Annotated in this window: 18 protein-coding genes; 7 read left to right on the forward strand and 11 right to left on the reverse strand. The window is 72.6% G+C overall.

What is annotated here, in order from left to right; genetic code table 11:
• Nucleotides 1-530 precede the first annotated feature (530 nt).
• From ABGB16_RS00120 to mca, 6 genes are all read right to left on the reverse strand, one after another.
• The gene (locus ABGB16_RS00120; protein WP_347665850.1) at nucleotides 531-2,597 is read right to left on the reverse strand and encodes a thioredoxin domain-containing protein; all 2,067 of its coding nucleotides are present in this window, start codon (nucleotides 2,595-2,597) and stop codon (nucleotides 531-533) included.
• A gap of 118 nt (nucleotides 2,598-2,715) precedes the next feature.
• A complete protein-coding gene (locus ABGB16_RS00125) occupies nucleotides 2,716-5,013 on the reverse strand; it encodes an N-6 DNA methylase (RefSeq protein ID WP_347665851.1) in 2,298 nt (765 codons plus the stop codon).
• Between the two features lie 51 nt (nucleotides 5,014-5,064).
• On the reverse strand, nucleotides 5,065-5,781 hold the full coding sequence (locus ABGB16_RS00130; protein WP_347665852.1) for a hypothetical protein: 717 nt from the start codon (nucleotides 5,779-5,781) through the stop codon (nucleotides 5,065-5,067).
• Nucleotides 5,782-6,029: 248 nt separating this feature from the next.
• Nucleotides 6,030-8,558 (reverse strand): bifunctional diguanylate cyclase/phosphodiesterase, encoded by a 2,529-nt coding sequence (locus tag ABGB16_RS00135; protein WP_347665853.1) that lies wholly within the window; start codon nucleotides 8,556-8,558, stop codon nucleotides 6,030-6,032.
• Between the two features lie 177 nt (nucleotides 8,559-8,735).
• The gene (locus tag ABGB16_RS00140; protein ID WP_347665854.1) at nucleotides 8,736-9,029 is read right to left on the reverse strand and encodes a hypothetical protein; all 294 of its coding nucleotides are present in this window, start codon (nucleotides 9,027-9,029) and stop codon (nucleotides 8,736-8,738) included.
• Between the two features lie 48 nt (nucleotides 9,030-9,077).
• Nucleotides 9,078-9,959, reverse strand: a complete 882-nt coding sequence (mca, locus tag ABGB16_RS00145) for a mycothiol conjugate amidase Mca (protein WP_347665855.1) — start codon at nucleotides 9,957-9,959, stop codon at nucleotides 9,078-9,080.
• Nucleotides 9,960-10,165: 206 nt separating this feature from the next.
• Between mca and ABGB16_RS00150 the strand changes: the two genes are divergently transcribed.
• The 3 genes from ABGB16_RS00150 (at nucleotide 10,166) to ABGB16_RS00160 (ending at nucleotide 12,741) form a co-directional block, all read left to right on the forward strand.
• Nucleotides 10,166-10,600, forward strand: a complete 435-nt coding sequence (locus ABGB16_RS00150; RefSeq protein WP_347665856.1) for a DUF4307 domain-containing protein — start codon at nucleotides 10,166-10,168, stop codon at nucleotides 10,598-10,600.
• A gap of 178 nt (nucleotides 10,601-10,778) precedes the next feature.
• Nucleotides 10,779-11,279 (forward strand): transcription elongation factor GreA, encoded by a 501-nt coding sequence (gene greA, locus ABGB16_RS00155; protein WP_347665857.1) that lies wholly within the window; start codon nucleotides 10,779-10,781, stop codon nucleotides 11,277-11,279.
• 97 nt (nucleotides 11,280-11,376) lie between these two features.
• Entirely contained in the window at nucleotides 11,377-12,741 is a 1,365-nt protein-coding gene (locus ABGB16_RS00160) for an acyltransferase (protein ID WP_347665858.1), read from the forward strand.
• On the opposite strand, the gene ilvA is transcribed toward ABGB16_RS00160, so the two are convergent.
• From ilvA to ABGB16_RS00175, 3 genes are all read right to left on the reverse strand, one after another.
• A complete protein-coding gene (gene ilvA, locus ABGB16_RS00165; protein WP_347665859.1) occupies nucleotides 12,714-13,934 on the reverse strand; it encodes a threonine ammonia-lyase in 1,221 nt (406 codons plus the stop codon). The two genes, ABGB16_RS00160 and ilvA, sit on opposite strands and share 28 nt — an antisense overlap.
• A 114-nt stretch (nucleotides 13,935-14,048) precedes the next feature.
• On the reverse strand, nucleotides 14,049-15,458 hold the full coding sequence (locus tag ABGB16_RS00170; protein ID WP_347665860.1) for an amidase: 1,410 nt from the start codon (nucleotides 15,456-15,458) through the stop codon (nucleotides 14,049-14,051).
• Nucleotides 15,459-15,475: 17 nt separating this feature from the next.
• Nucleotides 15,476-16,618, reverse strand: a complete 1,143-nt coding sequence (locus ABGB16_RS00175) for a cystathionine gamma-synthase (RefSeq protein WP_347665861.1) — start codon at nucleotides 16,616-16,618, stop codon at nucleotides 15,476-15,478.
• 95 nt (nucleotides 16,619-16,713) lie between these two features.
• Here ABGB16_RS00175 and ABGB16_RS00180 point away from each other — a divergent pair, with 95 nt between their 5' ends.
• Nucleotides 16,714-17,124 (forward strand): HIT family protein, encoded by a 411-nt coding sequence (locus ABGB16_RS00180; protein ID WP_347665862.1) that lies wholly within the window; start codon nucleotides 16,714-16,716, stop codon nucleotides 17,122-17,124.
• A gap of 142 nt (nucleotides 17,125-17,266) precedes the next feature.
• On the forward strand, nucleotides 17,267-17,926 hold the full coding sequence (msrA, locus tag ABGB16_RS00185; RefSeq protein WP_347665863.1) for a peptide-methionine (S)-S-oxide reductase MsrA: 660 nt from the start codon (nucleotides 17,267-17,269) through the stop codon (nucleotides 17,924-17,926).
• A 37-nt stretch (nucleotides 17,927-17,963) separates the two neighbouring features.
• On the opposite strand, the gene ABGB16_RS00190 is transcribed toward msrA, so the two are convergent.
• Nucleotides 17,964-18,236, reverse strand: coding sequence for a hypothetical protein (locus ABGB16_RS00190; RefSeq protein ID WP_347665864.1), 273 nt, complete (start codon nucleotides 18,234-18,236; stop codon nucleotides 17,964-17,966).
• Between the two features lie 465 nt (nucleotides 18,237-18,701).
• Between ABGB16_RS00190 and ABGB16_RS00195 the strand changes: the two genes are divergently transcribed.
• A complete protein-coding gene (locus ABGB16_RS00195; protein ID WP_347665865.1) occupies nucleotides 18,702-19,631 on the forward strand; it encodes a ribonuclease Z in 930 nt (309 codons plus the stop codon).
• Nucleotides 19,628-20,155 carry a GNAT family N-acetyltransferase gene (locus ABGB16_RS00200; protein WP_347665866.1) on the forward strand — a complete coding sequence of 176 codons (528 nt, stop codon included), beginning with the start codon at nucleotides 19,628-19,630 and terminating at the stop codon, nucleotides 20,153-20,155. Before ABGB16_RS00195 ends, ABGB16_RS00200 begins: the two co-directional genes overlap by 4 nt.
• A 44-nt stretch (nucleotides 20,156-20,199) precedes the next feature.
• Here the strand turns inward: ABGB16_RS00200 and ABGB16_RS00205 are convergent, their stop codons facing one another.
• Nucleotides 20,200-21,570, reverse strand: a complete 1,371-nt coding sequence (locus ABGB16_RS00205) for a cystathionine beta-synthase (RefSeq protein WP_347665867.1) — start codon at nucleotides 21,568-21,570, stop codon at nucleotides 20,200-20,202.
• Nucleotides 21,571-21,597 lie beyond the last annotated feature (27 nt).

A 21,597-nucleotide genomic window follows, 5' to 3' on the forward strand; every position in this document is an offset into this window, starting at 1 on the left:
CTGTGGAGCTGCCCCGTCTGTGCGCCCACAACGGTGGGGCCGCGCCCGTGTGCGCGGTCGGGCGCCTGTGTGTGTGGCTCGGGACCACCTGCGTGGGTCTCCGGGACTGCCAGCGTGGTCCGGGACTGTCTGCGTGGTGCGGGACTGCCTGCGTGGTCCGGGACTGCCTGCGTAGTGCCGGGACCGGCTGCGTTGCTCCGGGACCCGCCTGTGTGGCTCCGGGACCCGCCTGTGTGGCCCGGGAGGAGCCGCGCAGCCCGGGAGGAGCCGCGCAGCCCGGGAGGAGCCGCGCGGCCCGGGAGGAGCCGCGCAGCCCGGGAGGAGCCGCGCGGCCCGGGAGAGGCTGCGTGGTTCGGGGAGGAGCCGCGCGGCCCGGGAGAGGCTGCGTGGTTCGGGGAGGGGCCGCGTGGCCCGGGCGCCGCGCTTCCGTCCGCAGCCCCGGGGCGGCACACGTCGGGAAGGATGTGCCCCGTTCCTGCGGGCAGCTCCACAGGGCGCCGAAGAGCCTGTGCCCGGCAGGCCCGCCTTTCCTACAGTTGGGCGAGCAGGTCGTCGACCGTGGTGACCGGCTGCTGGCAGGCGAAGCCGCGGCAGACGTACGCGGTCGGGCGGCCGTCGCGCATCGGGCGGTCGGCGAGCAGGGGCACCCCGGGCTGGTCGGGCCGGCCCGCGACCAGCACCGCGCCGGGCGGGGCGTGCCGGTACGCGGCGGTGACGAGCGGGTCACCGGCCGGGTCGTCGGTCACCACGGCGATCTCGTGCGGCCCGGCCAGCAGCGCCTCGCCGGTCGTGGCCGCGTACCCGGTGAACCGGGCGTGCCGGGCGACGATCGGCGCGACCGTGGCGAGGGCGGCCTCGGCCGCCTCCCGGTAGCGGGTCTCGCCGGTCAGCGCCGCGTACGTCACCAGCGCCGCGACGATGGCCGACCGGCCGGACGGGGTGGCGTTGTCGGTCGGGTCGGCCGGCCGGGTGACCAGCCGCTCCGCGTCGTCGGCGGTGTCGTAGAAGCCGCCGTCCGGGGCGGCGAACCGGGCCAGCGCGACGTCGAGGAGCTGGCCGGCCAGGTCCAGCCAGCGCCCCTCGCCGGTGAGCTGGTGCATCGCGCAGAACGCCTCGGCCACGCAGCCGTAGTCCTCGAGCACGCCGGCCGGCTCGCCCACCACGCCGTCCCGGGAGACCCGGCGCAGCCGGCCGTCGACGAGGTGCACCCGGGCCAGGTGCTCGGCGGCGGTCCGCATGGCGCCGTCGGCGACGATGGTGACGCCCTCCAGCAGGTTCGCGTCCTCGTCCGCGCCGGCCGCGCCCCCGACGGAGGCATGGCCGGCCGCCGCCCCGAGCGTCTCGACGAGACGGACGAACTCGGCGATGGCGGTGATCGCCAGGCCGTTCCAGGCGGCCACCACCTTGTCGTCGCGGGCCGGCTGGGGCCGGGTGTCCCGGACGGCCAGCAGCCGCCGTACGACGTCCTGCCAGCGGGCGCGCACCGCCGGGTCGGCGGCGTCGACGTCCCGGGCCAGCCGCAGCACGCTCGTGCCGTGCTCGAAGCTGCCGGACTCGGTCACGCCGAACAGGTCGGCCGCCCAGCGGCCGTCCTCCTCGCCCAGGGCCTCGACGAGCTGGGCCGGCGTCCAGACGTAGGTGAGCCCCTCGACGCCCTCGGTGTCCGCGTCGAGCGCGGAGGCGAAGCCCTCGCCGGGCCGGTGCAGCTCGTCGGCGAGGAACCGGGCCACGTCCCGGGCCACCCGCCTGGCGAGGGGGTCGCCGGTGAGCCGCCAGAGCTGGGTGTAGAACCGCAGCAGCAGGGCGTTGTCGTAGAGCATCTTCTCGAAGTGCGGCACCGTCCAGTGCGCGTCCACCGAGTACCGGGCGAAGCCGCCCGCGAGCTGGTCGTAGATGCCGCCCCGGGCCATCGCCTCGGCGGTGTGCCGGGCGATCTCCAGGCTCTCCGCCGAGCCGGTGCGCTGGTGGTGGCGCAGCAGGAAGAGCAGGTTCATGTGCGGCGGGAACTTCGGGGCCCCGCCGAAGCCGGCGTTCCTGTCGTCGTACTCCCCGGCGAGCTGGGCCGCCGCGGCGTCGAGCAGCTCGGCGGTGAGCGGGGCGGACGGCCCCCCGACCGCCTGCGCGCCGCCGATCGCCTCGACCACCGCGGCCCCCTGCCGCAGCACCGCCTCCCGCTGCTCCCGCCACGCGGTGCGGACCGACCCCAGCAGCCGGACGAAGTTCGGCTTCGGGAAGTACGTGCCGCAGAAGAACGGGGTGCCGTCGGGGGTCGCGAAGACCGTCATCGGCCAGCCGCCCTGCCCGGTCATCGCCTGGGTGGCCGTCATGTAGACCGCGTCGACGTCGGGCCGCTCCTCGCGGTCCACCTTGATCGCCACGTAGCCCTCGTTGAGCAGCGCGCCGACCGCCTCGTCCTCGAACGACTCGTGCGCCATCACGTGGCACCAGTGGCAGGCCGCGTAGCCGACCGAGATCATCACCGGCACGTCGCGCCGCTTCGCCTCGGCGAACGCCTCGTCGCACCACGGCCACCAGTCCACCGGGTTGTCGGCGTGCTGGAGCAGGTACGGGCTGGTGGCGCTCGCGAGTCGGTTCACCCGACGACCATAACCACCCGATGTCGAACCGGGAGGGCTCGGTCCGTCGTCGGTGTGATCCCCCGAGCCGGTCCGAACACTGGCACAGGCCTTAACGGCAGGCGACCTGCCGGATCGATCAGGGCAGCGACAGAGCATCCGTGATCAGCCGAGACGCGAGCGTCTCCCGAAGACGGATAGCCGTACGCGCGAGTTGGTCGTGGAGCCGGGCCTCCTCCTGGAAAATCCCGAGCATCCGACCAATCCTCTGTTGGACCACGATCGGAGGAAGCACGACCGGCAGCTCGCCTAATGTCCGAGCCTGGATGTTCGGCACAGCCGTCCCGGAGCCCTGGCGCCTGATCCAGTTTCGCACCTGCGGCAAGGAGAGGTAATGACCGAGGAACTCCGGCAGGATGTCGTCGCCCGGACGCAGCCGCAGCAGGCCTGAGCCAAAGAGCCAGCCTCGTTGCTCAGGCCACACAAGCCCGTGGCGGCCCAGTTCTCCCGTCCTTACGCAAAGGATGTCACCCGGCATGAGGCCATACCGGTGAACCATACGGAGACGAGGGGGTATCACACGTTCCAACCCATCGTCCAGGATCCACCCACCCCGCAGATCGCGTGGATTGACGACGGGCACTCCTCCGGGATCCGCGGCAGCCCGTCCGAGGTGGGGACCGACTTGGATCTCGACCAACTGATGGAGGGGTACCACCTGCCAACTCGCAGGCACATCTCCCACCAAGGTATGGCGAGTTGGCAGGCCGCGTCCACGGCTGGCCTCCAGCACCGCTGATGCTCCAGTCGCCTCATCACCCACCTCTCGAACCGCGTTGCGCAGGTTCCTCAACTCAGCCAGAAGTGACGGCAACTCCTCCGATCGCAACTCCGGCGCTTCGTCGAGCGGTTCCACATAGAGAGGCGGATGCAAGGAGTAATCGCGCTCACGGATTTCGGAGACGGGAACGGAACGCACTCCTGACTCTGGAAGCAGTTGCGCCGGATCTGCCTGCCACCACCGAGCGAAAATTGAGACCAAATTCGTGAGGTCATCATCGCTGAGCACCCGAGAAACCCGAGCCATCTTGATCCCTGCCTGGGACGCATCGATGAACAAGACGTCGCTACGATGACGGCGCCGCTTGTCAAAGATCCAGAGCGTGGCAGACACCGTGGTACCAGCGAACAGGTGAGTGGGCAGTGCGACGATACTCGCCACCACCCCGTCCTCAACCATCTTTGCGCGCATCTCTCTTTCGCGCTGACTGGCGGAGAAGCAAGCATTGTTTGCCATCAGCACCGCCGCCCGGCCACCTTCGTTGAGCGCACAAAGAACGTACTGCAACCATGCGAAGTTGGCGTTGCGCGGTGACGGTTTGCCATATCGCCAAGATTGGTGGCGTATTGTTTCTTCATCGATCGGCATATTGAAAGGCGGATTGCAGACCACGAGATCGAATTCGCCCAGACGGGGCCCGAACGAACTGAGCGCCGGCCCGACAACCACGTTTGCATCCACACCGTGCACGGCAAGATGCATTTCGGCCAAGCGACCCGCCTCCGCTGCGGCTGCCACACCCTCGACCCGCGGCGGTGGGCGTCTCCTTCCGGCTCCAACCTGCTCGGCCACCGCAGCGGCCAGAAATTCGCCGGTGCGGCAGTACGGGTCGTAGAGGGAATCTCCCCCACCCGTAACCGCCAGCAGCCGCCCGGCCAGTCGAGTAATCGATGGCGGCGTCAGCAACTCTTCCGATCCCCGCGCCGTCCGTCCTGCGAACACCTCCAGCGCCCGGCTGAAGGCGTCTCGAAGTTGCTGCACTCCGTCCGCCCGGCGTGACGCCTGATCGATGAGCCTCGTCATGTTTCGCACGGCGTCTGTCTCACGGCTAGCTAGAACGACCGGGCGGAACGCGTTCAGCGAGTTCACCAGGGAAGCATCGACCACCGACCAGAGTGCGTCGAGAAACGCGTCATCCTCCTGTTCGCTGGTCCGGACCAGCCGCTCCCATCTGTCTGGATGCCGTGCAGCCGTGTAAATAAGCTTCAGCGACAGATCGCGGTACTGCTCGATCGTGACCCGACCACGAAGGGGATCCATATTCGCCGGATCGAGCAACTGATCCCCGAGTAAACCTGGCGGACCACCCGCTTCGACTGCCGTCGCCCCGACCCTCGCCGCGAGGTTGCGACGGAAACGATCGGCGTAGCTTGCGCCCTCGAGTTCGCCTGCCAGTCGCCCGTTGCGGGGTATGCGCCTAGAACCGAGCCACTCGGCGATGTCTCCAGCACTAAACCGGTCGACCCCGTCCACCGAGTCGACCGGGGCGGGAAAGTCGGAGTGCCGGCGTTCCCAGTTCGCCACAGCCGGCCGGTGCACTCCGGTCAGCCGGGCAATGTCCGCCCGGCTGACCAGCATCTCACCCTCGTCCGACATTCGTCGATCACCCCCCGTGAAGTCGTCGCAGGTCAAGATTCGGTGCCACGCCTACCTCTTGGGCAGCACCGGTCGCCGGGCGAGCACAGCGGGGACGTCGTCCCTCAGCGCCACGCCTGCGGCCAGTTCAAGACGCAGGAATCCCAGCAAACGGTAGAGCGTGGCGTGATCGGCGGCCAGGTCGCGGTGGTGGATCGGCTCGTGATGGCTAATCCGGTTTCTGAGCAGTCGCATGGTGTTGAGGCTCTCGTGCAGGTTGCGGCGGCGGCCCGTGAAGCGGGGAAACGCCCGATGCAGTGTCGGCACCCAGAGATGGCGGTCGTAGGACGAGCTTACGAGCGCGACCCAGAAACCGAACGCCAGCCGCGTCACCACGTCGTCCGACGTCGGCTGCCGGCCGCTGCGGCGGCCGCACTCCGCCGTAGCCTCCGCGACCAACCGCAGACTGTTCACCCCGAGAGGTGCGGCAGCCCACCAGTCAGCCCGCCCGTACCGATCGCTCAGCTGGTCGTGCAGGGCGTTGCGGACCGCCACCTCGAGGGACTTCAAAGGCAGGTAGAAGGCCTGCGACACCTCTACGTTCCACCAGTACAGTCGCTCGGCCAGGGTGGCGTCGCCCCCGGCAGCCCGCACATACTCCCCCAGGCGGGCGGCGGAGAAGAAGTTCACCATCCACTCAGGTAGGCCGTTCACATCGTCGGAAGGCTGGCCGCCGCTCAGCTCGGCATCGTCCGGCTGCTGGCTGTCGTCGGGCATGCCGTGGTGCATGCGAACACACTCCTGGGCGCGAGAGATTGCAGAAGGGGGAAGCCGTTGGTACTGTGGCCCGGTAAGCCCCGGGCCGCCTCTGCGCAGCATGCCACCCGGGGCATTGCCTTATGCGAAGGCAGATGAGAGCCGCCGACCGGCGCAGCGTTCGTCTGCACATCGACAACCTCAGCATGGATCACCTTACGGCCCCACTGCCCGAATCGTCAATTCGTAGGTGACTACAAGCGAATCCGTTAAGGGTTACGTCAGGAGGCGCCGTCGATGCGCAACGGGAAGACGTTGCCCTGGGCGGTGTCGAGCAGCGAGCCGAGCACCGCGCCGACCTTGTCGGCGGGCATCGGCTTGAAGAAGTGGTACCCCTGGGCGGCGGTGCAGCCCAGCTCGGCCAGGGCCAGCCGCTGTTCGGCGGTCTCCACGCCCTCGGCGACAACCCGCAGGCCCAGTTCGTGGGCGAGGCCGACGGTGGTCCGGACGATCGCCGCCGCCTCCGGCGACTCGGCCATCCGCATCACGAAGGAGCGGTCGACCTTCAGCTCGTCCACCGCGATCCGGGTCAGGAACGCCAGCGAGGAGAAGCCGGTGCCGAAGTCGTCCACCGCGAGCTGCACGCCCATCGACCGGAGCGTGGCGAGCACCTCGTCGATGACCTCCAGCTCGCTCATCACCACGGTCTCGGTGATCTCCAGCACCAGCCGGTGCGGCGGGACCTGGTGCCGGCGCAGGGCGTCGCCGACCTCGGCGGGCAGCCTGGGGTCGAGCAGGCTGCGGGCCGAGACGTTCACCGAGATCGGCACGTCCAGCCCCGCCCGGCCCCACTCGGCCGCCACCGCGAGCGCCTTGTCCAGCACGTACCGGGTGAACGTGCCGAGCTGCTCGCTGTTCTCCACCGGGCGGATGAAGTCGCCCGGGCTGAGCCAGCCCCGGCGGGGGTGCCGCCAGCGGATCAGCGCCTCCACCCCGGTCGGCGCGCCGGTGGCCAGGTCCACCGCCGGCTGGAGGGCCAGCACGAGCTGATCGTCGGCCGCCAGCGCCTCCCGCAGCTCCGCCAGCAGCGCCAACTGGTCGGTGCTCGCGACGTCCTGCGAGCTGTCGTACGCGGCGACGCTGCTGCCGCCTTCCTTGGCCTGGTACATCGCGATGTCGGCCCGGCGTAGCAACTCGGTCAGGTCGGCGGTCCCGGCGTCGGCGACGACCACCCCCACGGAGATCTCGACGGACATCCGCACCCCGGCCACCTCGGTGGGCGCGGCCAGGCGCTCGGTGATCTCCCGTGCCCGGCGCAGCGTGTACGTCGCCGGCGCGGTGCGCCCGCCGACGACCGGGACCGCGGTGAGCAGCAGGGCGAACTCGTCGCCGCCGAGGCGGCCCAGCAGGTCCCCGGGGCGGGTCAGCGCGCTCAGCCGGTTGGCGGTGAGCCGGAGCAGCTGGTCTCCGGCGGCGTGCCCGAGGGTGTCGTTGACCTCCTTGAACTGGTTGATGTCGAGCAGCAGCAGCGCCACCGGTTGGTCGTGGGCGCGCTGCCGCAGGGCCTGGTCGCCCCTGCTGAGCAGGGCGGCCCGGTTGAGCAGGCCGGTGAGCGGGTCGTGCACCGCCTCGTACGACGACTTGGCGGTGACCAGCCGCAGCTCGCGGTGGGTGGCGGCGTCGTGCAGGGCGGCGGCGAGCGCGTCGGAGAACGCGGCCAGCGCGTCGCGCTCCCGGCCGCACGGCGCCGCGCGCGGGAAGCGCACCCGCAGCTCGCCCACCCGGGTCGCGCCGACGGTGAGCGGGCGGACCAGCTCCTGCTCCCCCGGCTCGGAGCGGGCGGGCGGGGCGATCTCCCGGTCCACCACCCGGCCAGCGCTGTCGCCCCGGTAACGCCGCCACCGGCCGTCGCCCCGGGCCACGTTCACGTCGACGAGCTCGGCGCCGAAGAGGGTCAGCGCGCCGGCCACCGCGGCGGTGGCGACGCCCCGCTCGTCGAGCTGGTTGAGCGCGGCGGTGGCGTCGGCGAATGCCTGCCAGGCGCGCCGCTCCTCATCGGCCCGCAGCCGGTGCCGGTACGTCTGCTGGAGCAGCCAGAGCGCGGGCGGAAGCAGCAGCAGCCAGCGGGCGTCGATCTCCAGCAACGCCACCACGACCAGCCCGACGACCACGTTGCCGACGAACATCAGCAGCTTGCCGCGGAGCGTGGCGAGCAGCGGCGGGCCCATCGACACGCCGTGCCGCAGCGCCACGGTGACACCGCCGAGCCAGGCGGAGCTCAGCAGGTACGTGACCGAGCCGGCCACCAGGGCGAGGGCGAGCCCGGGGGTGGGCGCCGCCAGCAGCGGCGCGCCGAGGGACGCGGCGACGGCCACGGCGAGGGCGGTGGCGGCGGTCAGCGAGGCGACGATCCGGGCGGTCTCCACCGGCGGGCGGCGGTCGGCCGCCAGGGACAGCGCCGTCCAGGCCAGCCCGGCGCCGAGCAGCACGGCGGCGGGGAGCCAGCCGGCGGGCAACAGGTGCAGACAGACGATGAGGGCCGCCTCGCCCCAGGTGATGCTGGCCATCCCGGAGCTGACGCGGAACCGGAGCCGGGCGAGGTGGGCCACCGCGAAGGCGGCGACGGCGATGCCGAACCGGACGGCCCCCGGGAGCGGATCGTCGGCCGGCAGCCGGGCCGGGATCGCCAGGCCGACCGCGGCGGTCACCAACGCGGTCAGCACCAGGGCGGCGGTCAGCAGAAGCACCCGGCGCGGGGTGCCGCGCACCCCGAGCCGGCCGGGCGTTTCGCCGGCCCCGCCGGAGGTCACCGACCTCTCCCGTCCGCCGGGCGTCGCGCGGCACGGTGGGCAGCCGTCGCTGACCCGGTCATCGGCGCCCCCTCCCGCGCACTGTTCGGGAACTTAACGTCCCCGGCGGAAGGCTAAGCCAAAGCTGGTGACCGCAACAGGGGGCGACGACCGGCTTCGGCGTGAATCATGCCCGGATCACCCGTTCCGCCGCTGCTGGCGGCCCTGCTCCCCGCTCCCGCGTGAGTCCTGCGTCTCCGTCCCGTCTGTCGGATCGACGACTGTGGCGTCGACCCGGTCCACGTCGGCGGGGGTCGACTGCGCGGGGAAGCGGTCGGGCAGCCGGCGCAGCCGGGCGTTCATGTTACGGATCAGCAGCACGGTGGCGGTGGCCAGGAGCACGATGAGGAAGAGGCCCATCGGGCCGGCCAGGCCACCCGTGCGGGTGTCACCGAAGTTGTTCTGTGCGAGCACCTGGGCAGCGGTCAGCATGGCGTTCCTCCGGAGTACGGCTGGTCACCAGGGTAGCCCCGCGCCGGGTCAGCGGGCATGGGCCGTCTCGCGTACCCCGGCGAACAGGTCGGACTCGGGCAGCGGACTGTCGACCAGCGAGCGGACGAGTTGGAAGTCCTCCGTCGGCCAGGCGCGCTGCTGGAGCTCCATCGGCACCTGGAACCAGAAGCCGTCCGGGTCGATCTGGGTGGCGTGGGCGCGCAGGGCGTCGTCGCGGACCGGGAAGTACTCCGCGCACTCGACCCGGGTGGTGATCCGGGGGCCCTTGTCCGGGCGCTCCTCCCAGCGCTCGAGCCACTGCTCGTACGGCGAGGTCATACCGGCGGCGAGGATGGCCTCGTGCAGCGCCAGGATCTTGCCGCGGGAGAAGCCGATGTCGTAGTAGAGCTTGAGCGGCTGCCAGGGCTCGCCCAGGTCGGGGTGGCGCTCCGGGTCACCGGCGGCCTCGAAGGCGGCGACGGTCACCTTGTGGGTCATGATGTGGTCGGGGTGGGGGTAGCCGCCCTCCTCGTCGTACGTGGTGATCACGTGCGGCCGGAACTGGCGGATCAGCCGCACCAGCGGGGCGGCGGCGACCTCGACGCCCTGGAGCGCGAAGCAGCCCTCGGGCAGCGGCGGCAGCGGGTCGCCCTCGGGCAGTCCGGAGTCGACGAAGCCGAGCCAGGCCTGCTCGACGCCGAGGATCGCACGGGCGGCGTCCATCTCGGCGCGGCGGATCTCGCCGATGTTGGCCCAGACCTCCGGACGGTCCATCTTCGGGTTGAGCACGCTGCCGCGCTCGCCGCCGGTGCACGTCACGACCAGCACGTCCACCCCTTCGGCGACGTACTTCGCCATGGTCGCCGCACCTTTGCTCGACTCGTCGTCGGGATGCGCGTGGACGGCCATGAGACGCAGCTGCTCTGCCACTTGTGGCGCTCCTCGTCTGTGCCCGGCCGGCGCCGCCCGTCGGCGGGCCGACCTGTCATCCTTGACCTGCCCGGCTCGACCGCTCTGGTCAGGCCCGATCTGGTCAGGGACGACCGGCGCTCGCTCAGGGCCGGCACCGGGCTGGGAAGATGGACCCTGCCATTCTTGCCGATACCGCAGACAACAACGCCAGGAGATACCCGCCGGTGAGCGAGACGCACGCCACACTTCCACCGGGTGCGCCGGTGTTCCCGCCCGGCCGGTACGGCCGCCGCCGGGAGCCGGGCCGCCGCCGTCCGGCGCTGGCCGCGCTGCTGGTCGCGGCCGTGGTGGCGGCGCTCGGCGTGGCCTCGTACAGCCTGTACGACAAGTACGGCGACCCCGTCTACGACGCCCAACTGATCAGCTACTCCGACATCACCGACTCCCAGGTGGTGGTCGATTTCCGGGTGACCGTGCCGGCGGGCGGGTCGGCCACCTGCGCGCTGCGGGCCCGTTCGCACGACGGCGCCGAGGTGGCGCGCCAGGAGGTGACCGTGACCGCCCGGCCGGGCGAGTCCCAGGTCACCGCCCGGCACCTGCTGACCACCAGCGCCCGGCCGTTCGTCGGCGAGGTGGTGCGCTGCCGGCCGGCCGGCTGACGGGCCCGTCGGCACCGTGGATCCGGCCGGTTGACGCCCCGCCGACACCGTGAATCCGGCCGGCCGCCGCGCCCCGGCACCCGCCCTCGTGGTGATCGTCGACACCCGAGGGGTGCGGCGCACTGGTAACTTGGTAGTTCACTCGTCAGCCAGTTCCGCACGACCAAGGAGACCGCCTGTGTCCAACTCCGACAACGAGGCGTCCGCCACCTGGTTGTCCCAGGACGCGTACGACCGCCTCCAGGCAGAGCTCGACGAGCTGATCGCCAACCGGCCGGTCATCGCCGCCGAGATCAACGCCCGGCGCGAGGAGGGCGACCTGCGGGAGAACGGCGGCTACCACGCCGCCCGCGAGGAGCAGGGCAAGCAGGAGGGGCGGATCCTCTACCTGAAGGAGCTGCTGCGTACGGCCAAGGTCGGCGGGGCGCCGACCGCCGACACGGTCTCGCCCGGCATGGTCGTGACGATCTACTTCGACGACGACCCCGACGACACGGAGACCTTCCTGCTCGGCTCCCGCGAGATCGCGTCGACCACCGACCTGACCGTCTACAGCCCTGAGTCGGCGCTGGGGAAGTCGATCCTCGGCAGCCGCTCCGGGCAGACCGTCACCTACACCGCGCCGAGCGGCGCGGACATCAAGGTGACGGTGGTCGGATTCGAGCCGTTCACCGGCTGACCCCGCCCGGGTCCGCCCGCCGCGTCCCACGCGTCCGCTTTCGGGCGCGTACGTCACGAAGTTTCCTTCCGACGCGCTGCCGGCTATGGTGCCTCGGGTGCCCCTGCCTGCAGCGATGCCCGCGAAGACCTCTCCCGGACGGACGCGACGGGCGGGCCTGCGCCCGCCGACCCTGGCGGAACGGTTCTCCGCCCGGCACAACGCCCTCGGTGTGCTCCGGCTGGGACTGGCGTCCGCCGTCATCGTCGGCCACGCCCGTCCGCTGGGTGGATTCGACAAGGACCAGTTCGGCCACGAGTTGACGGCCGGCCAGACCAACATCGGCGCGCTCGCGGTCTACGGCTTCTTCGTGCTGTCCGGATTCCTGATCACCGGCAGCGGCCTGAGGTTCCCCCTCGGCCGGTACGCCTGGCACCGGTTCCTGCGGATCTTCCCCGGGCTGTGGGTGTGCCTGCTGGTGACGGCGTTCGTGATCGCGCCGCTGGTCGCCCTCTACGAACGGGGCAACCTCGACGGCTTCTGGCACCACCCGCAGGGCCCCGTGTCGTACGTCACCGCCAACCTGTTCCCCGCGTGGCAGCGGTCGACCATCTCGGGCCTGCTGTCCGAGACCCCGCTGGGCCAGGCGCTCGGCGGGCGTCCGACGTCGTTCGACACCTCGCTGTGGACCCTGCGGTACGAGCTGGCCTGCTACGCGCTGGTCGGCGCGCTGCTGGCCACCCGGGTGCTGCGCCGCGCGCCCCGGGCGGTGGTGCTGCTCGCCGCGCTCTGCTGGCTCGTCCTGCTGCGCGACACGCTGGGCGCGTCGACCCTGACGGCCGGCCTGCGCAACCGCGGCTCGCTGGGGCCGTTCCCGGTGATCGGGCAGTTCAGCGTGCACCAGTTGCTCTGTCTGGGCTTCCTGTTCCTGCTGGGCGCCTCCGCACGGCTGTACCGGCACCGCATCCCGATGCACGGCGCGCTGGCCGCCCTGGCCGGGGGCGTCCTGGCGGTCAGCCTGTGGCAGGGCGGCTTCTTCGTCCTCGGTCTGCCGGCGTACGCGTACCTGCTGTTCTACCTGGCGGTCGCGTTGCCCGGCCCGTTCCGGCGGATCGGCCGCGCCCGGGACTACTCGTACGGCATCTACATCTACGGCTGGCCGGTCCAGCAGGTCATCGCCCTGGTCGGCGGCGCACGGTACGGCCTGCCGGTGTACGTCCTGCTGTCGGTGCTGGGCACGCTGGCCCTGGCTGTCCCCTCCTGGCACCTGGTCGAGCGGCCGGCGATGCGCCTCAAGGACCGGCCCCTGCCAGCGGCGCTGCGGCGTGCCCGGCGGCCGGCGGCGCCGAGGCCGCTGGTCTGGTCCACCACCACGGTGCCGCTGCCGGCGTCGGCCCGCGAGCACGCGGCGCGCCGGGCAGCGCGACGGGAACTGGCCGACAGCCCGGCCGCCGGTCACGCCTCGCCGGCGAAGACCACCTGATAGCCGCTGGCCCGCAGCGAGCCGATCAGCGCGTCGGAGTGCTCGACCCCGCGGGTCTCCACCGACAGCGCCACCTCCACCTCGCCCAGGCGCAGGTGGGGGTGGGCGCGCTGGTGCTCCACGTCGACCACGTTCGCCCGGTGCTCGGCGATCTCCGCGAGCAGCGAGGCGAGCTGGCCGGGCCGGTCCGAGCAGCGCACGGTGAACCGCAGGTAGCGGCCGGCCGCCGCGAGCCCGTGCTCGATGACCCGCAGCATCAGCAGCGGGTCGATGTTGCCGCCGGAGAGCACCGCCACCGCCGGGGTCTCGACCCGCACGACGCCGGCCAGTAGCGCGGCCACGCCGACCGCCCCGGCCGGCTCCACCACCTGCTTGCCCCGCTCCAGCAGCACCAGCAGCGCCCGGGAGATGTCCTCCTCGGAGACGGTGACGACCTCGTCGACGAGCTTGCGCACGTGGACGAAGGTGAGCTCCCCGGGACGGCCGACCGCGATGCCGTCGGCGATCGTGCCGTACGCGGGAAGGCGCACCGGCTCGCCGGCGAGCAGCGAGGGCGGGTACGCCGCCGCGCCGGCCGCCTGCACGCCGATCACCCGCACGTCCGGGCGCAGCGCCTTCGCGGCGACGGCGATCCCGGAGACCAGGCCGCCCCCACCCACCCCGGTGACGATCGTCTTGACGTCGGGGCACTGTTCGAGGATCTCCAGCGCCACGGTGCCCTGCCCGGCGATCACGTCCGGGTGGTCGAACGGGTGGATGAACACCGCGCCCGTCCGCTCGGCGAACGCCTGGGCCGCGACCAGCGACTCGTCGACGGTGTTGCCGACCAGCTCGACCCGGGCCCCGTACCCCTTGGTGGCGGCGACCTTGGGCAGCGGCGCGCCCAACGGCATGAAGACGGTGGCCTGCGTGCCGACCAGCCCGGCGGCCAGCGCCACCCCCTGCGCGTGGTTGCCGGCGCTGGCGGCCACCACGCCGTGGGCGCGCTCCGCCGCCGACAGCCGGGAGATCCGCACGTACGCGCCGCGCACCTTGTACGACCCCGCGCGCTGCACGTTCTCGCACTTGAGCCAGGCCGGCCCGCCGAGCACGGCGCTCAGCGGACGGGAGGGCTCCAGCGGGGTGGTGCGGGTGACGCCGGCGAGCAGTTCCCGCGCGGCCCGCACGTCGGCGAGACCGACCAGTTCCGTCATGCCCCGATCGTGCCACCCAGGGGTTCCACAGCCGACGGCGACACCACAGTCCCACCGCCGACTACCTGCGGCAACGGGGGCGTCACCGTGGGCCCCGGTGCCGCTGCCCGGCGATCACGCGACGGCCGGCGACCCCGTTCCGACGCGGGGGTAGCCGGGGGCGTGCCGGGACCAGGGGGCCTGCATCTCGAACTGGCCGGCGACGCCGAGCAGCAGCAGCTCCGAGCCGGGCGGGCCGACGAGCTGCACCGCCACCGGCAGGCCGTCCGGGCGGCGGCCGACCGGCACCACGATCGCGGGCAGGCCGGCGATGTTCCAGGGGGCGGCGTACGGGGCGTACCGGATGTTGGCGCGCATGTTCGCCAGCCAGGACCGGCTCGACCAGCCGGTGGCCTCCGGGGGCGGCCCGGCCAGCGCCGGGGTGAGCAGCAGGTCGACCGAGTGGTCGGCGAAGAAGCGGATCGAGCGCTCCCGCCAGGCGGCCCGGTCGGTCTCCCGGACGTACCCCCGGCGCTGCGCCCACTCCCCGAGCGAGACGTGCCGGCGGCTGCGCCGCTGGAGCAGGCGTCGGTCCACGCCGCCGGCCCGCACGTCGGCGGCGGCCGCGGCGAACCAGGTCGCGATGGCCTGGAGGCCGAGCACGGTCGGGTACACCGGGTCGGCGGGAACGGTGTCGTGCCCGGCGGCGGCGAGCAGCCGGCCGGCGGCGGCGACCGCGTCCCGGTTCGGTGCGTCGGGCGAGACGCCGCGCACCGGGGAGCGCAGCGAGACCCCCACCCGCAGCCGCTGCGGGGGCACCAGCTTCTCCGGGCGGCGGCCGGCCAGCACCTGGAAGCCCACCGCCGCGTCGGCCACCGTGCCGGCGAGCACGCCGTGTGCGGTCAGGCCGAACCAGTCGTCCGCGCCGAGCCGGCACGGCACCACGCCCCGGCCGGGCTTGAGCCCGACCAGGCCGCAGCAGGCCGCCGGGATACGGATCGAGCCGAGGCCGTCGTTGCCGTGCGCCATCGGCACCAGTCCGGCGGCCACGGCCGCCGCCGCGCCGCCGGAGGAGCCGCCGGGGGTCCGGCTGAGGTCCCACGGGTTGCGGGTGACAGCCGAGTCGTCGTCGGTGACCGCCCACAGGCCCAGCTCCGGCATCCGGGTCACCCCGAGGATCACCGCGCCCGCGCCGCGCAGCCGCCGGACCACCTCGTCGTCGGCCTCCGCCACGGCCGTACGCACGGCGGCCGAGCCGTTCCAGGTGGGCAGGCCGGCCACCGGGGTGTTCTCCTTCACGGCGACCGGCACCCCGGCCAGGGGGAGGTTGGCCAGATCCTCCTGCTCGTCGACCTTCTCGGCCTCGGTGATCGCCTCCCCGCCGCGTACCGTCCGGAACGCGGCGAGGTCGGCGTCGGCTCGGGCGACGTGCTCCAGGTGGTCCGCCACGACCTGGGTGGCGGAGACGTCGCCACGGCGTACGCCCCGGGCGATCTGCTTCGCGGTCGCCCCCACCCAGGTCGGCATGATGTCCTGCACGGCCACCCTCCCCAGCCAAGCGGTCAGCCCAGCGCCTGCTCCAGGTCGGCGAGCAGGTCCTCGACCGTCTCGATGCCGACAGACAGTCGCACGAGATCGCCGGGAACTTCAAGCGGCGAGCCGGCGGCACTTGCGTGTGTCATGCGACCGGGGTGCTCGATGAGGGACTCCACGCCGCCGAGGGACTCGGCGAGCACGAAGAGCTTGGCGCGGTTGCAGATCTCCACGGCGTGCTCCTCGCCGCCGGCCGCCCGGAAGGAAATCATCCCGCCGAACCGGCGCATCTGCTTCGCCGCCACCTCGTGACCCGGGTGCGACGGCAGGCCGGGGTAGATGACCTGGGCGACCTTGGCGTGCCCGTCCAGGTACGCGGCGATCCGCTCGGCGTTGTCGCAGTGCCGGTCCATGCGTACGCCGAGGGTCTTGATGCCGCGCAGCGTGAGCCAGGCATCGAACGGGCCGTTGACGGCGCCCATCGCGTTCTGGTGGAAGCGCACGCCGTCGCCGAGCCCGGCGTCGGCCACCACCAGGGCGCCGCCGACCACGTCGGAGTGCCCGCCGATGTACTTGGTGGTCGAGTGGACCACCACGTCCGCGCCGTGGGCGAGCGGCTGCTGCAGGTACGGCGAGGCGAACGTGTTGTCGACGACGAGCAGTGCGTTGGCGTCGTGGGTGACGGCGGCCAGGGCGGCGATGTCGGCGATGCCGAGCAGCGGGTTGGTCGGCGTCTCCACCCAGACGATCCGCGTCGTGCCGGGCCGGATCGCGTCCCGCACCGCGGCCGGGTCCGACACCTTGGCCGGGGTGTAGTCGACGCCCCAGCGCTCGGCCACCTTGGCGAAGAGCCGGTACGTGCCGCCGTACGCGTCGTCGGGGATGACCACGTGGTCGCCCGGCTTGCAGACGGTGCGCAGCAGGGTGTCCTCGGCGGCCAGGCCGCTGGCGAAGGCGAGCCCCACGGACCCGCCCTCCAGTGCGGCGAGGCACTCCTGCAGGGCGTCCCGGGTCGGGTTGCCGGAGCGGCTGTACTCGTAGCCCTGCCGGGGCGCGCCGACCGCGTCCTGCGCGTACGTGCTGGTCTGGTAGATGGGCGGGATCACCGCGCCGGTGCGGGCCTCGGGTTCCTGACCGGCGTGGATGGCGAGTGTCTCGAAGCCGTGACTCATTCCCGAGACGTTAGTCCCCCCGTCCCGTCCGGTGGGCCCAACCAGGCCGGACGTCCGCAGGGCCCATCCAGCCGACCAGGATTACCCTGGCCCCGGTGAGCGGGTGCGTGTTCTGCGGGATCGTGGCGGGCGAGGCGCCCGCGTTCCGGGTCGTCGACGCGCCGGAGGGCGTGGCGTTCCTGGACACCCGGCCGGTGTTCCGGGGGCACGTGCTGGTCGTGCCGCGTACCCACCTGGTGACCCTGGCGGAGCTGCCCGCCGACGCCCTCGCCGGCTACTTCGGGCTGGTCCAGCGGCTCGCCGTGGCGGTCGAGTCCGGTCTGGAGGCCGGCGGGACGTTCGTGGCGATGAACAACCGGGTGTCCCAGTCCGTCCCGCACCTGCACACGCACGTCGTGCCGCGGACGAAGGGCGACGGGCTGCGCGGCTTCTTCTGGCCCCGCACCCGCTACCTCGACGACGCGGAGGCCACCTCGTACGCTGAGCGCATCGCCGCCGCCCTCTGACCGATCACGACCGTCGGCGCACCCGGAACCGCCGTGCCGCCCGAAGTTCAGCCCGCGCCCGGGGCTGAGGTGCGCCGGGGCGGGTAAGGAACGGGTGCCCGGCGGTGTTGTGCGCGGGGAGAGGTACGAGAGGAGTCGCACCGTGTTCCTTCGCCGCATGAAGGCCGAACTGCCCACCCCCGACCAGGCCCTGCCCGGCCGCTCCATCGCGATGCCGATCAGCGACCGGCACGAGGTCCTCGGCTCGTCGCTGAAGGGCCCGTTCCCGGCGGGCTCGCAGGTCGCCGTCTTCGGGATGGGCTGCTTCTGGGGCGCCGAGCGGCTGTTCTGGACGCTGCCCGGCGTGCTCACCACCTCCGTCGGCTACGCGGGCGGGATCACCCCGAACCCGACGTACGAGGAGGTCTGCTCGGGCAGGACCGGGCACGCCGAGGTGCTCCAGGTGGTCTACGACCCCGCCCGGATCGGCTACGAGGACCTGCTCAAGGTCTTCTGGGAGAACCACGACCCGACCCAGGGCATGCGCCAGGGCAACGACGTGGGCACCCAGTACCGCTCGACGATCTACGCGACCACCGACGAGCAGCTGACGATCGCCCAGTCGTCGCGGGACGCGTTCGCGCCGATCGTGGCGCGCGCCGGCAAGGGCGAGATCACCACGGAGATCGACCGGCTCGGCGACTACTACTTCGCCGAGGACTACCACCAGCAGTACCTGGCGCCGACGAAGAACCCGAACGGGTACTGCAACCACGGCCCGAACGGGCTGAGCTGTCCGGTCGGCGTGGCCCGTACCTCCTGAGCCACGCCGAACCGGCCGACGGTGGCCCGGGCCGGCGTCACTCCGCGGCGCGGAGGACGACGGTCCAGGTCGTCGTCGTGGTGCTCGCCCCGGTGGCCACCTCCGTGCCGACGGTCCCGTGCCGGCCGTTGCCGCTGCTGTCGACGAGCGCCGTGGCGCCCGCCGGCTCGTCCATGCTCCAGAACGCCACCGTCCTGGTGGCGACCGCCCGCGCCGGGGCGGCCGCCACCAGTACCCCGGCGGCGGCCAGCAGGGCGGCCATGCCGAGCCCGCCGACCGTACGCACGGCTCGTCGTCCCCTCGTCGGCATGCCCGCCGCCTCCTTCCGTCCCCCGCTCACCCTGACACGCCGGATCAAGCCCGCTCCAGGGGCCGATGGGGTGGTCCGGGACGGCCGATGAGGGCCGGGCGGAGCCCGATCGGCAGCGCCGGCCGGCCCTGCGGGGGCGGCTGTGATCGAAATCCGTTGCCGGCACCCCCGAGAAGTGGATAGCGTGGCGGTACACGGGAAAGGAGGTGGTCCAGACTTGTATGCCAGTTGGACTCGTGAGGTGGCTGTCCGCTAGCCGCTGTCCTCGACAGTGATCAAATCCGCCGCGAGGCGGGCAATCAGGCACCATCGTCGAGACCGTGTGGCAGCGGCGCGGCGAATCCACGACAGCCACCCGACCCCCGGGGTGCCGGCCCAGTCCAGCCGGCCCGTGCGCGAGCACGGAAGCCCCGGGGGTCGCTTCGTGTCGGGCGGTGGCCCGACCGTCCCGCCTCGGAGGACGCCTTGTCGATGCGCGAGCTGGTGGTGCTCGGGACGGCCAGTCAGGCGCCGACCCGGCAGCGCAACCACAACGGGTACGTGCTGCGCTGGGACGACGAGGTGATCCTCTTCGACCCGGGCGAGGGCAGCCAGCGGCAGCTGCTGCACAGCGGAGTCACCGCCACCGACCTCACCCGCATCTGCGTCACCCACTTCCACGGCGATCACTGCCTGGGCCTGCCCGGCACCATCCAGCGGCTCTCCCTGGACCGGGTGCCCCACCCGGTGGCGGTGCACTTCCCGGCCGGCGGCGCGGAGTACTTCGCCCGGCTGCGGCACGCCAGCTCCTTCCACGAGACCGCCGAGCTGCGGGTGGAGCCGATCGACGCCGACGGGCAGCGGATCGCGCTGGGCGTCGGCACGCTGGAGGCGCGCCGGCTGCGGCACCCGATCGAGACGTACGGCTACCGGCTGGTGGAGCCGGACGGCTGCCGGATGCTGCCGGAGAGGCTGGCCGCGTACGGCATCGCCGGGCCGGCCGTCGGGCACCTGCTGCGCGCCGGCCACCTGGACGTGGACGGGCGCCGCGTCACCCGGGACGAGGTGAGCGTGACCCGCCCGGGGCAGCGGTTCGCGTTCGTGATGGACACCGGGCTCTGCGACGCGGTGTACGCCCTCGCCGAGCATGCCGACCTGCTGGTCATCGAGTCGACGTTCCTGGAGTCCGAGGCCGCGCTCGCCGCCGAGGTGGGCCACCTCACGGCCGGGCAGGCCGCCCGGGTGGCGGCCGAGTCGGGGGTACGCAGACTCGTGCTCACCCACTTCTCCCAGCGGTACGCCGACGCGCGGCGCTTCGCCGACGAGGCGCGCCGGCACTTCGACGGGGATCTCGTCGTCGCCGAGGACCTGACGACCGTGCAGGTCCCGCCGCGACGGGTAGCCTCGACCCGGTGACGGTCACGCTGCGCCCCGCCGGCGAGGCGGACCTGATGGCGGTGGGGGCCCTGCACCGGCGGTCCCGGGTGTCCGCGTACTCGCCGTTCCTGCCGCCGGAGGCGCTGGCCGGGCCGAGCGGGCTGGAACTGGGCCGGTACTGGGTCGAACGCTGGAAGTGGGAGCGGGCCGACCACCGGATGACGGTCGCCGAGCGCGACGGCCGGCTCGTCGGCTTCACCTACCTGGGCCCGGACGACGCGGGCGACCCGGCCGCCGGCCTGCTCAACGCGATCCACCTGGAACCGGACGAGCTCGGGCGGGGCACCGGGCGGGCGCTGATGGTCGACGCGCTGGACGCGCTGCGGGCGCGCGGCTGGACGCGTGCCGTGCTCTGGGTCCTGGAGCGGAACTCGCCCGCCCGCCGGTTCTACGAGCGGGGCGGCTGGACGGCCACCGGCGAGCGCCGGGACGAACTGATCGGCCCCGCCGTCGTCGCCCAACTCCGCTACGCACGCGAACTGTGCGGACGGGCCCCTTCCTGACACGATGTCGGGAAGGAGCCCGGTGGCCGCGGCGGGCCTACCGCTCAGCGGGCGCCGAGGTGGGCGAGCAGGTCCTGCCGGGTCAGCACGCCCTTGGGCTTGCCGTCCACGAGCACCAGCGCCGCGTCGGACTTCTCCAGCATGGTCACGGCCTCGCTCACCGGCTGGCCGCCGCCGATCATCGGCAGCGGGTCGCCCATGTGCCGCTCGATGGTGTCGTGCAGGTGCGCCTGCCCGGTGAACAGGGCGTCGAGCAGGTCCCGCTCGGCGATCGAGCCGGCCACCTCGCCGGTGACCACGGGCGGCTCGGCCTTGAGCACCGGCAGCTGGGAGACGCCGTACTCGCGCATGTAGTCGATGGCGTCGCGCACCGTCTCCGTCGGGTGCATGTGCACCAGCTCGGGCAGCCCGCCCGGCTTCTTCGCCAGCGCCTCGGCCACGGTCGGCTCGGCGCCGGAGTTGTCCAGGAACCCGTACCGGGCCATCCACCGGTCGTTGAAGATCTTCGACAGGTAGCCCCGGCCGCCGTCGGGCAGCAGCACCACGACCACGTCGTCGGGGTCGGCCCTGCGGGCCACCTCCAGCGCGGCGACCACGGCCATCCCGCAGGAGCCGCCGACCAGCAGCCCCTCCTCGCGGGCCAGCCGCCGGGTCATCTCGAAGGACGCCTTGTCGGAGACCTCCACGATCTCGTCGGCGATGGTGCGGTCGTACGTCTCCGGCCAGAAGTCCTCGCCGACGCCCTCGACCAGGTACGGCCGGCCGGTGCCGCCCGAGTAGACCGAGCCCTCCGGGTCGGCGCCGATCACCCGGACCCGCCCGTCGGAGGCGTCCTTCAGGTAGCGCCCGATGCCCGAGATGGTGCCGCCGGTGCCCACGCCCGCGACGAAGTGGGTGATCCGGCCCTCGGTCTGCTTCCACAGCTCGGGGCCGGTGCTCTCGTAGTGCGAGCGCGGGTTGGCCGGGTTGCTGTACTGGTTCGGCTTCCACGCGCCGGGGATCTCACGGGCCAGCCGGTCGGAGACGTTGTAGTAGGACCGCGGGTCCTCCGGGGCGACGGCCGTCGGGCAGACCACCACCTCCGCGCCGTACGCGCGCAGCACGTCCTGCTTGTCCTGGCTGACCTTGTCCGGGCACACGAACACGCACCGGTAGCCCTTCAGCTGGGCCACCAGGGCCAGCCCGACGCCGGTGTTGCCGCTGGTCGGCTCGACGATGGTGCCGCCGGGCTTGAGGATGCCCACCCGCTCGGCGTCCTCGACCATCCGCAGGGCGATCCGGTCCTTCACCGAGCCGCCCGGGTTGACGTACTCCACCTTCGCCAGCACCGTCGCCTGGATGCCCTCGGTGACGTTGCGCAGCCGTACCAGCGGCGTGTTGCCGATCAACTCGACGACGTTGTCGTAGTACTGCACCTCGTTGTGCCCTTCGTTGTGGCGCCG

Origin of the sequence: Micromonospora sp. B11E3 (assembly GCF_039871625.1) — a bacterium.
GTDB lineage: Bacteria > Actinomycetota > Actinomycetes > Mycobacteriales > Micromonosporaceae > Micromonospora.